The organism is Chryseobacterium endalhagicum (genome assembly GCF_016745235.1).
Lineage (GTDB): Bacteria > Bacteroidota > Bacteroidia > Flavobacteriales > Weeksellaceae > Chryseobacterium > Chryseobacterium endalhagicum.
Genome location: NZ_JAELVM010000001.1, coordinates 575,529 through 589,490, shown reverse-complemented (window position 1 = coordinate 589,490; position 13,962 = coordinate 575,529). Strand labels below are relative to the sequence as shown.

Here is a 13,962-nt window from a genome sequence, read left to right as displayed (position 1 = left end):
ATACGTCGGTGAAAGGATTTTTTTGTTACAAAAGGGCATTTTGGATGATAAATGTGGCTTCGGGAGCCTCAGCCACCGGGTATTTGTCATTTCATGAGGTTTTTGCTTTGTTCATCAAAATTTCCGGATTGATAACAGTAACTTATTAATGCTCTCACTCTCAAACTCAAAAACCAGCAACCATTAACCAGCAACAACACTCAAACCCAAATACTCTCAAACCCCGAACCCCGGAACACCTAGTCCAACTGAGTCCCCAAATGCTCCCATTCCTGCAATGCAAGCTCCAGATCTTCCTTCGTTTTGTTGTATTTTTCTAAAGTTTCTTCAGAAGGGTTTTCTTTCGCAAATGAAGCTTCCATTTTTTCAATTTCCGTTTCAAGCTCTGAAATCTTCTCTTCTACTTTCTTTAATTTATTCTGAATATTTTTTTGCTCTTTGCTGACAATCGTTGTTGATTTTTCTTCAACCTTCACCTCTTTCGGAGCCGGTTTTTCTACAACTTTTACGTCTTCACTGTGAAGTTTTGCTTTTTCAGCAGAGATTTCTCTAAGCGTTTCTTTTTGTCGGTATTCAAGATATTCTCCTACGCTTCCCAGGAATTCTTTCATTCTTCCGTCACGGAATTCATAGATTTTATCACAAAGTCCGTCCAGGAATTCCCTGTCGTGAGAAATGACGATTAAAGTTCCCTCAAAATTCTGCAGAGCCAGCTTGATAATTTCCTTAGACTGAATATCAAGGTGGTTGGTAGGCTCATCCATAATCAATGTGTTGAATGGACGAAGTAAAAGTTTACAAAGGGCCAGACGGTTTCTTTCTCCTCCGGAAAGCACTTTGGTTTTCTTCGTTACCGATTCCCCCTGGAAAAGGAAAGATCCTAAAAGGTCTCTTACTCTCGGTCTTGTTTCTTCTGTAGCTGCATCTTCAGCTTCTTCCAGAACGGTTTTATTGGGAGTAAGAACTTCTTCCTGATTCTGGGCAAAGTATCCGATATTCACATTGTGGCCCAGATTCCAGGTTCCTGAATAATCTTTGATATCTCCGGCAAGGATTTTGGCTAAAGTGGTTTTTCCCTGTCCGTTTTGTCCTAAAAGAGCAATTCTGTCTCCTCTCTGAACAATAAAGTCTACATCATCAAAAATCTGTTTCGATCCGTACGCTTTTCCTAAATGATCCGCTTCAAAAATAACTTTTCCGGGAACCATAGACTGTACGAAACGGATATTGAATTTCGAAACGTCTTCATTATCCACTTCAATACGCTCAATTTTATCCAGTTTTTTAATAAGCGACTGTGCAAACGATGCTTTGGTAGCACTGGCACGGAACTTATTGATGTTGTCTTCCATCTGCTTGATCTCCGAATCCTGATTCTTTTTAGCCTGAATCAGTTTTTCGCGGCGTTCTTCACGCATCACCAGGTATTTGGAATAATTGGCTTTATAGTCGTCAACTTTTTTATTATTGATATCGAAGGTTCTGTTACAAACCGCCGTCATAAACTGTTTATCGTGGCTTACCAGAACAATAGCTCCCGGATAATCTTTCAGGAAGTTTTCCAGCCAGATGATGGATTCCATATCCAGGTGGTTGGTAGGCTCATCCAGAAGCATGATGTCATTCTTCTGCAGAAGCAGTTTAGCCAGCTCGATTCTCATTCTCCATCCTCCGGAAAATTCATCGGTAATTTTATGAAAATCATCCGCTTTAAAACCTAAACCGAATAATATTTTTTCCATATCTCCTTCAAGATTGTAGGCGTCATGGTTCATCAGAAGGTCATTCAGCTCGGTCATTTTATTGATCAGATCTGTATAGGCATCACTTTCGTAATCCGTTCTGGTAGCTAACTGATGATTCACTTCTTCCAGTTCGCTTTTCCAGGTATTGATCTGTTCAAAAGCCTGCATGGTTTCATTCCATACCGTTCTTCCTTTCACGAAATCAAGATCCTGCTTCAGGAATCCGATGGTTACATTTCCTTCCGGCACCACGTTTCCTTCGTAGAAATTAATTTCCCCGGAAAGCATTTTCAATAAAGTGGATTTTCCCGCTCCATTTTTCCCTACGAGACCTACTTTATCATCCTTTTTAATGGTGAAATTTGTATTTTGAAACAGATAGTTTCCTGAATGATGTAATCCTAAACCTTGAACCGAAAGCATTTTCTTATATAAAAATTAATGATGAGTAATGAATTTTCGGGTGCAAAAGTACGGAAAAAGAAATGAATAGCGGTACGTGAAAGGGTAAAAGGGTGAAAAGGCGAAAAAAGAAGGGATATCCGTACAGACATCCCTTCCTAACCTAAATTTAAAACTGAAAAGTACTAACATTATAATATCTAATTCTGTTCTGCCGCAAAAGATTTCATCAATATGGTGCGGCTCCAGATATCATTATTCGGAACATTGGTCCCGTAGAGAAAGTCTGCCACGAAGCTGTCTTCCGGAAGATGCAGCTCAGTGAGAAACCGGGTATGGATTCCGCGGTCTACAGAGGTACTGCTGGGTACATTCAGGCCGTTGTTGACCATTTCGGCTTCCATTTCATCAGCTGATTTCTTCATGGTTTCATCGTAATACAGTCCGAAGTTCGCCGAAATATGGGTATACTCTGCAAATCTGGAATAATCATAAAGAGGTTTCAGTTCAGGGGAAAAACTTTTAACGTACGCTGCAAGCTCAGTATAAAAATCTGTCAGAAAAGCATCATCTGTAAATTCCAGCCCTGAATCGGTAAGATCTGTACTGAAAATTCCCGGAACTGCATGATTGGTTTCGTCCCGCATCACTCTTCCGTACACATAAGGAAGGGTATGCAGAATAAGTTTTCTGGAAACATAAGCTTGGGACAACACCACTCCTTTTTCAATCTGAAAATCAGAAAGCAGGGCATCCCAGATTTTATTGCCTTCCGCATCGGTTTTTGCATTCCTGACATCGGAAACGTAGTCCTGCAGATCTTTAACATTAATAAAATCCGTGGAAATATAAACTGAATGAGGAGCCTTCAGATAACCTCCTCCTACATCCGCATGCGCTCCGGGAACAAAAACTTCTTTCCATACCGAGCCGGCTGTTTCAGTTTTCGTATCCTGCATATTTTTTGAATTTTCAAAGAATCCGGTCAGTGGAAAAAAATACCGGCATTCATTCACCGCGCATAGTTGAAGGGCGTTTTCCACTTCCTGCGGCAGATTCATATCGTAGGTATTGAATGGTTTGGATTCTACGGTATCAAAAATCCCCAGAAACCTGATGCTGACATTTACTGCGGGATATTTCGCGGCAAGCTGATTACACAATTCCCTGGCCAGCATGCTTCCCCGGCTGAATCCATACACATAAAAATGATACTGAACATTTCTATCATTTATCGTATTCTCTACAAACTGATCTGCTTTCTGTAGTTTATCATCGGAAGAATAGCCTGTAGCATCGGGAGGATTGGCGCAGGTAGCCATTGCAAAGTTGCTGTCTTCACCGCCGGTAACGGTTCCTATTCCTTCGACGTATATTTTCTGATTTCCGTTGAATAAATTGAATAATTTATAAATATTGGTCGGCGCTCCTTTGTAGCTTTCGTTATTGGCCGAAGGTCTGTCATGTGGGTCTGTCGTTGCATTGATCCCGTTGTTTCCGGTTCCGTCAAAAAAAATTCCGACAGATAGTATTGTCTCGTTTTCCATCGCTGTGTTTTGCTTTAATAATTAAAAATTTTCGCATAACCACTTCATTTTGTGATTCTGCGTAAACTTATTTTTCAAATTAACGGAAGAACGACACGCAATACTAGCGTGAAAAATACCAAATAAAAAATTCCGTATTTCTACGGAATTACATTTTATCAAGAGAATATATATTGTTCACGACGGCATAGATTACAATACCCACCGTATTTTTGGCTCCAATCTTTTCGAGGATGCGCTGGCGGTGGCTTTCCACTGTTCTGGGACTGATGAAGAGTTTTTCCCCGATCTCATTGTTGGTGTATTCCTGGCAGATCAGTTTCACGACATCTTTTTCACGTTCGGAAAGCTCGTCATCCATTTCAAAAAGGGACTTTTTTTTGGAGGAACTGTTCATATAGGTAAACAGCATCTGGTGGTCCTCGGCAGTAAAGAATACTCCATTTTTGTACACCATGGTAATGGCATCGATAAATGTTTTCCGGTCTGAATTTTTCGGAAGAAAAGCAGATACCCCCAGCTTCACCATATAGCCTAAAATAGAGGTTTTGTAGTGGGATGAAAGGATGATAATTCTGAGCTCCGGATATTTTTCTTTAAGGATTTCCACGAGTTCAAAACCGTTCATAGGCTGCATCTGCACGTCTACAAGGGCTAAGTGCGGAAATTCATCTTCGGAAAGGCCTGCCAGTTTTTCAATAAAGTCCGGGCCGTTATTGGAGGTAAGAGATACGGAGATATTCTTTTCGTTGGAAAGCAGCATTTTTACCCCTTCCAGGATCAGCTGTTCATCATCAATTAAGGCTATTTTGATTGAGTGGTTCATTGTTTCTGGGAATTAAAATAATTAAACGGCTTCCTTTATTTGAAGCACTTTTCCACTTGTATGTGGCATTCATGGATTTTATCCTGGATTCGATATTTTTGATCCCCATTCCTTTTTTCACGAGGTCATAATCAAATCCCTGTCCGTTATCAGAAATAATGACTGCCATATGCCGGGGATAATCTTTGATGTAGATCCACAGGTCCGTAGCCGTGGAATGCTTGATCACATTGGTGGTAAATTCCTGAATAATACGGTATAGCTGTACTTCTACAAAGATATCTTTTTTCTCAAAGCCGGGCATTACCTGCATGGAAATATTGATCTTATGGGAAAGGTTCGCGATAAGCTCTTCCACATAGAGGACAAAGCCCACGGATTCAAGGTTTACAGGATATAGGGAATGTGAAATACTCCGCGCCGCATCAATCAGGGAAGACATCTGGCTGTAAATATTTTTTTTAATGACCTCATCACCCTTTGTATCGAGGTTGTTCAGCCATAAGGAAAGGATATTCAGTCTGTTTCCAATGTCATCGTGAATCATGACGGCTATTCTTTTCCTTTCTTCTTCCTGCGCTTTGATGTTTTCAAGGACCAGATTTTTCTGATGCAGAACCTCAGCTTCATGCTGAACATTCTTTTCTTTGATGATCCGGCTGATAAAAGACCTGTAGGCAAGGAGAATAAACGAAACGATAACTGTTATGGTAACAATTATCAGGATAAGCAGGCTAATATTTAAGGTTACTTCTTTAATTTGATGAAGGTATATAAAAATGAGCAGTATAAAATGCTTGACAGAATATTATTCACACTGAGAATAATATAATAATCATTTTCTGACAGATTCGCGAGCTGGTGCTGAATAATAAAAATAAACACCGAAACGGAATAATAGAAAAAAATACAGGCATCCACGAGGAGAAAACGGTTCTGCGCAGAAGTACCTCTGATCTCCCGTATCAGGGCAAATCCTGAAAGACATATGATGATGATATTGGATATCACCTTTACAATATCACTGTTGAAGGGAAAATTAAATACATATTTAGACACCATAAATCCCACGGCTAATAGTCCTGTAATCCCGAGAAAATATTTCGGCAGGTTCAGTTTTCTGATAAAGAGGGCCGTCACCAGAAAAAACTCTCCGGCTATATACAACGGATACAGAAACGAGGTATCATTCAGATTAAAAACATAAGGCAGTGCCAGATTCAGTAATTCAATAAAAAAAAGAAAAGCAATACAGTGAAAATATTGCTTTTCTTTATGATTCAGTATACGGTATTTTGCTGCTCCCAAAAGTATGATGGACAGGAGCAGACCATAGTTGAGGAATAAAATGGCTTTAAAAAAATCTGTCATTCCTGTTTACGCTACGTATTTAAGATCCAAGTTCAGGAATACGGCAGACTGGCGGACATGGTTTCGCCCAGTCATAGGTATTGGAAGTAAAAGTTTCTGTTGTTCCCTGCAATAAAATTTCATGGAAAGAAATAAAGATCAATGTAACCAGCATTCTCTGGTAAATATCATTGTACCTCAAACCGAATGAACATTTCATACTGGCCACTTTCGGATAAGGGTGAACCAGATCTTCTTTTGGAATATAAAATCTTCTGAAAACTCTTTCTCCTTTGAATTCATTGCACTCGCGGAAGAACCATTCCATTCCTTCATTTCTCCATCGCTGAATAGCATCTACAGCAATGTCCTGATCAAGAATAGGCTGTTCGGCAACCGGGAAAGATGTATTGGTATTATCATCTATTTTGGTAAGGTCACTGGAAAGCACCGCGTTTTTAACTACGGTAATTTCTTTTGTTTCCTGAAGCCTGATATCATGTTTAAGGGGTCCCAGAGAGGTATACTGGAATTCTGTAACACTTTTGTCTATGTGCCCCTGTGCATCCAGAGGAAGGAAAATAAGGACCAGCTGCCCTTTATGTACGCCCACTTCAGCGCAAACATCTATATAAGGGTTCTTTTCTGTGATTTTACCGATCTGCTCGGAAGTCAGTTCGAAAATGTAGTTGGTTGGGATAAGGCCAGATACTTTGTTAAAATCTGAAACGCATATACCCCACTCGGCAGCAGCCAGTTTGTAATCGTTTTCGTTCATAATTTCATGGTTTGTTTAGTCGCATAAAATTATATAAACTAATCATCCTGCACAAATAATCGCATCATAAATTTATTATTTGTAAAATAAATTTAATCTTGAATACAAAGAAAAAGTATAAAAAAAATAAAGCCGTTTTGTGACTTATTCTCAAAAATGTGGTACGTACCGGAAGACTCCGTTATTATCTCAAAAACAATTAATAATTCCTTACTGTAATATGATAACAACTCTGCTGCCTTTCTTTGATGTAGTAAATTCTGCCCGCAGCAGCATAATATTTTAAAACTTTTTCCAGTGCAGCCTCCATTTTGGGGTTGTATTTCAGGACATCATTGAACCGGATGTAAGAAATATCGAAGGAATTTCCGTAATTGTGTGAACTGATCCCTAATGATGCGTTTGAATTTACTCTTCTCAGCCTACATTGGTCTTCAAGGGTTCTGGTGATGGATGAAACGGTGAAAGTATGACCTTTTGTTTCCTTGCTGAACCTGGCTCCCATTTTTTCAAGGGTTGTTTTTGCTTTGGACACCATATAAGCCCTGCTGTAATCAAGCTTCTGTACACGATATCCTTTTGCCGTCTTTTTTATTTTGTGGAATTTCCCGCTGTTAATGTATTTCTGTACCGTTTTAGAATCTTTCAGCAGCTTTACGCCAAAGCTTTTCGAAGCATCCAGATGGGGTTTGTACAAAGCCGTAGGTTCCACTTTAAGTACCGATGCCAGATCATAACAGGGAAGTGCTTTTTTTGCTGCCTGCGAATAATAAAAGCTATACATAAAAGGCACAAGGGCCACACAAAAAAACTTTCTCATTAACCATGCTTTAAATTACTAAACGAAAGATAAACAATTATGCCGCAGCATTTAACTTTCCACCTATTGCTATTTAAAAAAAATTCCCAACAAACATCAAACCAAATTGATAAATTATGAATTTTCAGCCAGAGAAAGTTAAAATATTTTTGAATTTTAACTTTTTATTATAGAATTTAAATTTTACATTTGAGATACATTTTTAAATAAACAATATGATAAAAAAACTTTTTGCTGAATTTTTCGGCACATTTTGGCTTGTCTTCGGAGGCTGCGGAAGTGCAGTTTTTGCTGCCGGAGTTCCCGATATCGGAATAGGCCTGCTGGGTGTTTCCCTGGCTTTTGGTCTTACGGTTCTTACGATGGCTTATGCCGTCGGGCATATTTCTGGCGGACATTTCAATCCGGCAGTATCTTTCGGACTTTTGGCAGGTGGGAGATTTCCTGCAAAAGATCTGATTCCTTACGTTGTGGCGCAATGTCTTGGTGCTCTTGCAGCCGCAGGATGTCTGTACATAATCCTTAACGGTGCGGGCGTTGTGGATTTCTCAAAACCGGGAGCCTTTGCAACCAATTTCTACGGAGAAGCGGTCTACAATGGTAAAGCGTTCAGTATGGGAGCTGCATTCCTTGCAGAGTTTCTACTAACGGCTTTCTTCCTGATCGTTATTATGGGAGCAACAGACAAATGGGCTAACGGTAAATTTGCCGGCATCGCCATCGGTCTGGCTCTAACGTTGATTCACCTTATTTCAATTCCTATTACCAATACCTCTGTAAACCCGGCGAGATCTCTATCTCAGGCTGTTTTTACAGGCGGACTTGCCATGTCACAGCTTTGGCTGTTCTGGGCAGCACCTATTGCGGGAGGCGTTGTGGGAGGTTTGATTTACAAATTCCTTCTTCAGAGAGACACAGCAGAAGTTGCTGATTAGTAACAATCACTATAAAAAACATAGGCTGTCAATTTTTTGGCGGCCTATTTTATTATGGGTTGGAGAGTTTTTAGAGTATATGAGTGTAGAGTTTAGTTTCTCGTTACGAGTTGACAGTTGCTGGTTTGAGAACCGTGAATCGGATCTCCCGAAACTTTTTTAACTATTAAACTTGAATCTAAATTCCTAGTTTGCCACGATTTGTCTGAAATCTGATGTCTGACATCTGCTGTCCAAAACTCACCATTCACTTGCGAAACAAAATTGACAATTGACTTATCAAAATCGATAATAGTCTGGAATCTCCAATCTATTTCACCTTCTTAATATCAAAAGGATTCTTAAAGATAAGCTCTTCATGTTTTCCCTTTATTTCCAGTTTACGCTGTAATAAATTCAGAGCCATTTTCCGTATAAAAAGATCTTTGTCATTCAGTTTCCAGTAAGAATCCTCATGAACTCTTTTGGGTTTTCTTATAAGATAAAATTCGGTTTCCCAGGTATCTTCATTATGGTAAAATTCAATAATTCCACAATGTTCAGGAATTACCGTATGCTCTACCATTCCCATCGGCAGCAGAAAACTGAACGCGTTACAGATATAATCACCGCAGGAAATTTTATCATGTTTCAGAAATTTTTCGCCTGTATCTTTATTGAGGTATGATTTTTTAAAATCGTTTTTAAAATCACTTTTCGAAAGCTTGATCTCAATTTCATGACTGAAACCTTCAGAATCTATGAACAGCATATCCGCTTCCCAGTCTGCCTGGAAATAATTCGTCAGTACAATTTCTTTTTCAAAATCGCAGTGGGAATGGATGTAGGCGTGAACAAGTTCTTCTATTTTCAGCATGATTGATTTAGGGATTAGGGATTAGGGATTAGGGATTAAAAGTTAGGATTTTTATTATTCCAGGTATTTTATTTTTTTTAAAGCACATTACAGTTTCATTCTAAAACCATCTCAGACATTCACACTCCGAAACTCAAAAACCCTCCAACCCTAATACTCTCATACTCTACAACTCAGCTTACTAATAAACTGCACCCACGGATATCGGAATGGTCAATTCTTCCCAGCACCTGGAATCGGTCTCCCGAAAGGGTTTTCCCCAGATCCTGTGTGGCAATAAAGGAGCACGAATGGATATTGGCAAGATCAATAATGTTAACCGCTCCGGTTCTTCCTTCCAGTTCATAGGAAAAAGGATCTTCTGCATTGCGGACCATGATCTTCATCCAGTTCGGACATTTATACTCATTATTTCCAAGAGAATAAGCCTGCGAAAGCAGTTCCGTCATTGAATATTCTGAATAGATTTTCTCTGTTTTAAAGCCATCCTGCAAAATTTTAAGCAGTTCATCTTTGGTCATTTCTTCTTTTCTGCCTTTCATGCCGCCAGTTTCAATAACCGTAAGATTTTCAGATCCGGAGATAGTTAAATTCAGGGAATCTACAGTATCAAGAAAATCCAGCAGGGCAAAAGACACTCCGAAAAGAATGACTTTTTTATCTTTAAGATTTTTTAAAAGTTCAAATAAGTCAGCATGGTTGTAAAGAAAATATCCGTTTTCCGGCTTTGCAGATTTTTTCATCAGATAATCCACCATATAAATTAAAGAGGAATTCTGCTTCTCCAGATAGCTTGGAAGAAGGCCCAGGAAAATAAAGTCTTCCGGTTTTCCTATAAACTGCTCAAAACTTCTGTAAATACTTTCTTCGTAGATCTCCGGATCTGCAATGAAATGCTTTGAAAGATTCATCTGGGTAGTTCCCGAACTCTGAAAAAAAAGGCCGGCTGCAGCATTTTTGTTCAGGATCTGATGGTTTTTAAACATTTCTATCGGGAGGAAAGGAATCTTCGCCAGACTGTCTACTTTTTCAGGATCTATTTTCAGATAATCCACGAACTTTCTGTAGATCTCAACATTTTCATATTGATACCGGAAAGTCGCTACCGCTGCATTCAGGAAATCCTGTTCTGTCTGTATGCTGAATATATTTTCCAATTTTTTTTGATTTTTTTTTAAATTATTATCACCTAAAAATGAGATCATTACGTGATCATAATTTATTTTTTCATTATTTTTTTACCGATGAATTATACTTTGGTAAACTTATTGCAATTACCTAACCGGAATATGGATTAAAAACAAGAGTGAGCTTCGGTTCATTCGAAAATTACCTCTCTCTCAGGGGTAGTTTTTTTTTGTCCCATCCTTAAATGTTTTCAGCTCAAAATCCTTTTCAAAAACCCCGTATGTAAAATAGGAGATCCAGTCGCCAAGGTTGATGTATTTTGCCTTTTGCTCAAGCTCCAGCACCATGGGAAGGTGGCGGTGTCCATAGATGAAATAGTCTATATTCTGTGTTCTGAGTTTTTCTTTTGAATAAATGACCAGAAACTCTTTATCCTCACCTAAAAAGGCTTTATCTTCTTCTCCGGAAATCATTTTATTTTTCTGGGAAAGGTATAAGGCAAGCTTCATGGCAATATCCGGATGCACCCATTTGAAAAACCACTGTGCCACAGGATTGGTAAACAGCTTTTTCATTCTTTTGTAGCCTTTATCACCAGGCCCCAGACCGTCGCCATGAGCCAGCAGAAACTGTTTTCCGCCCATTTCGAAATACTGCTTCTGATAAAAAACCGTACATCCAATCTCTTCTTCAAGATAATCCTTCATCCAGAGATCATGGTTTCCTACAAAGAAATAGATGTGGATTCCCCGGTCTTTCAGTTCAGCTATTTTTCCAAGAACACGCACATAGCCTTTGGGAATTACGTGCTTCCATTCGTGCCAGAAATCAAAAAGGTCACCCATTAAAAACAAAACCTGCGCATCTTCTTTGATCTCATCCATCCAGCGGATAAATTTCTCTTCACGCACTTTGCTCTCCTTAGGATTAGGAGCTCCAAAATGCTGATCTGAAGCGAAATACACCTTTTTTCCAGGTTCTAAATTAATAATTGTCTTTAACACCAGTCTGATCTTTTTGTGGATAAATTATGATTACTTATTGTCTTCCGCGAACCACTCTCCATAAGAGTTTTCTGTTTCGTGAAGTTTAAGATAGGCAAGAGAAATCTCAGCCGGAAGTTTAGATTTTATTTTCGCGGCAATAGCGTACAGCATATTTTCGCAGGTAGGCTGAAAGCTGCAGTAAATTACTTTATGCCCTTTATTTTCAAGATCTTCGCCCAGCTCTTTATGCGGGGACAGTGCGTTAACAAGTACTGCATGATCCCAAAGATCCACAATCTCAGATTTTACGATACTTTTAATATCTCCAAAATCAACTACCATCCCGTTTTTGGGATTCTCCAAATCATTAATTGGCCTTCCTTTAACCGTTACAAACAGCTTATAGGAATGTCCGTGCATATTTTTACATTTCCCATCGTAGTTGTACAGCACGTGGGCTGTCTCGAATGTGAAAATTTTTGTAATACGTATCATAATGCAAAGATATGACAAAACATAATTATAAGTTGCGTACTGCGTTTGGAAAAATAAACTGCCGGATTCCTCAATAAAGATTTTATAAAATCAGGTTACCGGTTTAAAATAATCTGAAGATTTTTTCAGCTCTATTTTATCATTTTGAAGCAATAAAATTGATTGATTAAATTAACTAAACTATTAAAACAAACGAATTAAATTCTTTAAATGAAATCAATCATAAAAATTCGTACAAAATCAAGAGTTAAGAAATAAAAATAATTTAAACCAAATTTTACAAACACATTGTTTTACTGTGCATTACATCGATTTAACATGAGTATATTTTAATAAATATCATATATTTGTGAAAAACATAAACAATCACAACAACTAATAAATTGATCATTTAAATCACTGTAAAAATTAAATCAATTGTCTGAAAAACCAGGCAGTTTTATATCAAAAAATTAAAAAAAAATTATGAAAAAAAAATTACTATTTTGTCTGTCATTATTGGCTGCCACGTTGGTTTATGCACAAAATGACGATTGCTCAGGAGCAACATCACTCACTGTAGGCACCGATTTTACTTCAGGAGCCATTACTTCTACCAATATCAGCGCCACTACCGATGGTTCACTTCCGTCCTGTAATGCAGATGCGGTAGAAAACGTGTGGTTCAGCGTAGTTGTTCCTGCAAGTGGGAATCTTAAGATAGAAACCCGCGAGGTCTCAGGATCCTCATTTGATGATTCCGTACTTACGGCTTACAGCGGAAGCTGTGGTTCTTTAACAGAGATTGATTGTAATGATGACGGTAACAATGATTTGTTTTCGATTCTGACATTAACCGGGCAAACTCCCGGAGCCACTCTTTACGTAAGCGTATGGAAATATGATTCCGATACAGATAACGGGGAATTCCAGATTTCAGCATACGACCCTCTACCAGCTACTAATGATAATTGCTCACAGGCTACTCCACTAACAGTAGGAACAGATTTCACGTCAGGAGCAATCACTTCTGCCAATTATGGAGCTACGACAGACGGAACAGTACCTTCATGTTCTTCAGATGCCAGTGAAAATGTATGGTTTAGCGTAGTTGTCCCTGCAAGCGGAAACCTGAAGATAGAAACCCGTGAGGTTGCAGGATCATCATTTGATAATTCGGTACTTACTGCTTACAGCGGAAGTTGTGGTTCTTTAACAGAGGTAGGCTGTAATGATGACGGTAACAATGGTGACTTTTCGACTCTAATATTAACCGGACAAACTCCCGGAGCGACTCTTTACGTAAGCGTATGGAAATATGATTCTGATACAGATAACGGGGAATTCCAGATTTCAGCCTATGAACCGGTACCACCTGCTAATGATAATTGCTCAGGAGCTACTCCATTAACGATAGGAACAGATTTCACTTCAGGAGCAGTTACATCTGTCAATACCGAGGCTATGACAGACGGAACATTACCTTCCTGTAATTCGGATGCTACAGAAAATGTATGGTTTAGTGTTGTGGTTCCACAAAGCGGTAATATCACTATAGAAACCAGGGAAGCAGCAGGTTCTTCATTTGGAGACTCATCACTTTCCGTATATAGCGGGGCCTGTGGCTCTTTAACAGAAATTGGATGTAACGATGACGGCGGTGATGGCTTTTTCTCGCTAATTTCATTAACAGGACAGACTCCAGGCGCTACCTTATACGTAAGTGCATGGAAATATGATTCCAGTGAAGCGAGTGGGGAATTCCAGATTTCTGCTTATGACAGCACAGCTCTTTCTACTCAGGAAGTGGCTGATAAGACAAAAAAGATCAGTGTAGCTCCCAATCCTTTCACGGATGTTGTTACCATTTCAGATGTAGCCGAAGTAAAATCAATCAGTATAATAGACACTTCAGGAAGACTGGTTAAAGTCATTGAAAAACCGTCTGCATCACTGTATCTGGGCGATTTAAAACAAGGCGTTTACTTTATTTCTCTAAAAATGAATAATGGCGATACAAAAACTCTGAAAGCCATCAAAAAATAATCAATTTTTCATTTAACCATACAAAAGGCTGCCGGTGGCAGCCTTTTTTTGATCATTACTTCACCGGAA

General features: G+C 38.9%; 14 protein-coding genes. 3 read left to right on the top strand and 11 right to left on the bottom strand.

Annotated elements, in window-relative coordinates; genetic code table 11:
• Positions 1–239 precede the first annotated feature (239 nt).
• The 4 genes from JET18_RS02525 to JET18_RS02510 form a co-directional block, all read right to left on the bottom strand.
• The gene (locus JET18_RS02525; RefSeq protein WP_202089044.1) at positions 240–2,168 is read right to left on the bottom strand and encodes an ABC-F family ATP-binding cassette domain-containing protein; all 1,929 of its coding nucleotides are present in this window, start codon (positions 2,166–2,168) and stop codon (positions 240–242) included.
• A 179-nt stretch (positions 2,169–2,347) separates the two neighbouring features.
• A complete protein-coding gene (locus JET18_RS02520; RefSeq protein ID WP_202089043.1) occupies positions 2,348–3,694 on the bottom strand; it encodes a T6SS phospholipase effector Tle1-like catalytic domain-containing protein in 1,347 nt (448 codons plus the stop codon).
• 148 nt (positions 3,695–3,842) lie between these two features.
• Positions 3,843–4,520 (bottom strand): response regulator transcription factor, encoded by a 678-nt coding sequence (locus JET18_RS02515; protein ID WP_202089042.1) that lies wholly within the window; start codon positions 4,518–4,520, stop codon positions 3,843–3,845.
• On the bottom strand, positions 4,489–5,067 hold the full coding sequence (locus JET18_RS02510; RefSeq protein WP_228728474.1) for a sensor histidine kinase: 579 nt from the start codon (positions 5,065–5,067) through the stop codon (positions 4,489–4,491). Before JET18_RS02510 ends, JET18_RS02515 begins: the two co-directional genes overlap by 32 nt.
• Between JET18_RS02510 and JET18_RS21865 the strand changes: the two genes are divergently transcribed.
• Entirely contained in the window at positions 5,059–5,265 is a 207-nt protein-coding gene (locus tag JET18_RS21865) for a hypothetical protein (protein ID WP_228728473.1), read from the top strand. The two genes, JET18_RS02510 and JET18_RS21865, sit on opposite strands and share 9 nt — an antisense overlap.
• A gap of 2 nt (positions 5,266–5,267) precedes the next feature.
• Here the strand turns inward: JET18_RS21865 and JET18_RS02505 are convergent, their stop codons facing one another.
• The 3 genes from JET18_RS02505 to JET18_RS02495 form a co-directional block, all read right to left on the bottom strand.
• Positions 5,268–5,891: a hypothetical protein gene (locus tag JET18_RS02505; RefSeq protein WP_202089041.1), complete on the bottom strand. Its 624-nt coding sequence runs from the start codon at positions 5,889–5,891 to the stop codon at positions 5,268–5,270.
• Between the two features lie 19 nt (positions 5,892–5,910).
• Positions 5,911–6,648, bottom strand: a complete 738-nt coding sequence (locus JET18_RS02500) for a hypothetical protein (protein WP_202089040.1) — start codon at positions 6,646–6,648, stop codon at positions 5,911–5,913.
• A gap of 199 nt (positions 6,649–6,847) precedes the next feature.
• Positions 6,848–7,468, bottom strand: coding sequence for a DUF5715 family protein (locus tag JET18_RS02495; protein WP_202089039.1), 621 nt, complete (start codon positions 7,466–7,468; stop codon positions 6,848–6,850).
• 218 nt (positions 7,469–7,686) lie between these two features.
• Between JET18_RS02495 and aqpZ the strand changes: the two genes are divergently transcribed.
• Positions 7,687–8,403 carry an aquaporin Z gene (gene aqpZ, locus JET18_RS02490; protein WP_202090681.1) on the top strand — a complete coding sequence of 239 codons (717 nt, stop codon included), beginning with the start codon at positions 7,687–7,689 and terminating at the stop codon, positions 8,401–8,403.
• A gap of 310 nt (positions 8,404–8,713) precedes the next feature.
• Here the strand turns inward: aqpZ and JET18_RS02485 are convergent, their stop codons facing one another.
• From JET18_RS02485 to JET18_RS02470, 4 genes are all read right to left on the bottom strand, one after another.
• Entirely contained in the window at positions 8,714–9,259 is a 546-nt protein-coding gene (locus JET18_RS02485) for a hypothetical protein (protein ID WP_202089038.1), read from the bottom strand.
• Between the two features lie 173 nt (positions 9,260–9,432).
• Entirely contained in the window at positions 9,433–10,416 is a 984-nt protein-coding gene (locus tag JET18_RS02480) for a LuxE/PaaK family acyltransferase (protein ID WP_202089037.1), read from the bottom strand.
• Between the two features lie 183 nt (positions 10,417–10,599).
• Positions 10,600–11,391: a UDP-2,3-diacylglucosamine diphosphatase gene (locus JET18_RS02475; protein ID WP_202089036.1), complete on the bottom strand. Its 792-nt coding sequence runs from the start codon at positions 11,389–11,391 to the stop codon at positions 10,600–10,602.
• 30 nt (positions 11,392–11,421) lie between these two features.
• Complete coding sequence (locus JET18_RS02470) at positions 11,422–11,868, bottom strand: 6-pyruvoyl trahydropterin synthase family protein (RefSeq protein WP_202089035.1); 447 nt, start codon at positions 11,866–11,868, stop codon at positions 11,422–11,424.
• 465 nt (positions 11,869–12,333) lie between these two features.
• Here JET18_RS02470 and JET18_RS02465 point away from each other — a divergent pair, with 465 nt between their 5' ends.
• A complete protein-coding gene (locus JET18_RS02465; protein WP_202089034.1) occupies positions 12,334–13,893 on the top strand; it encodes a T9SS type A sorting domain-containing protein in 1,560 nt (519 codons plus the stop codon).
• Positions 13,894–13,962: the final 69 nt, after the last annotated feature.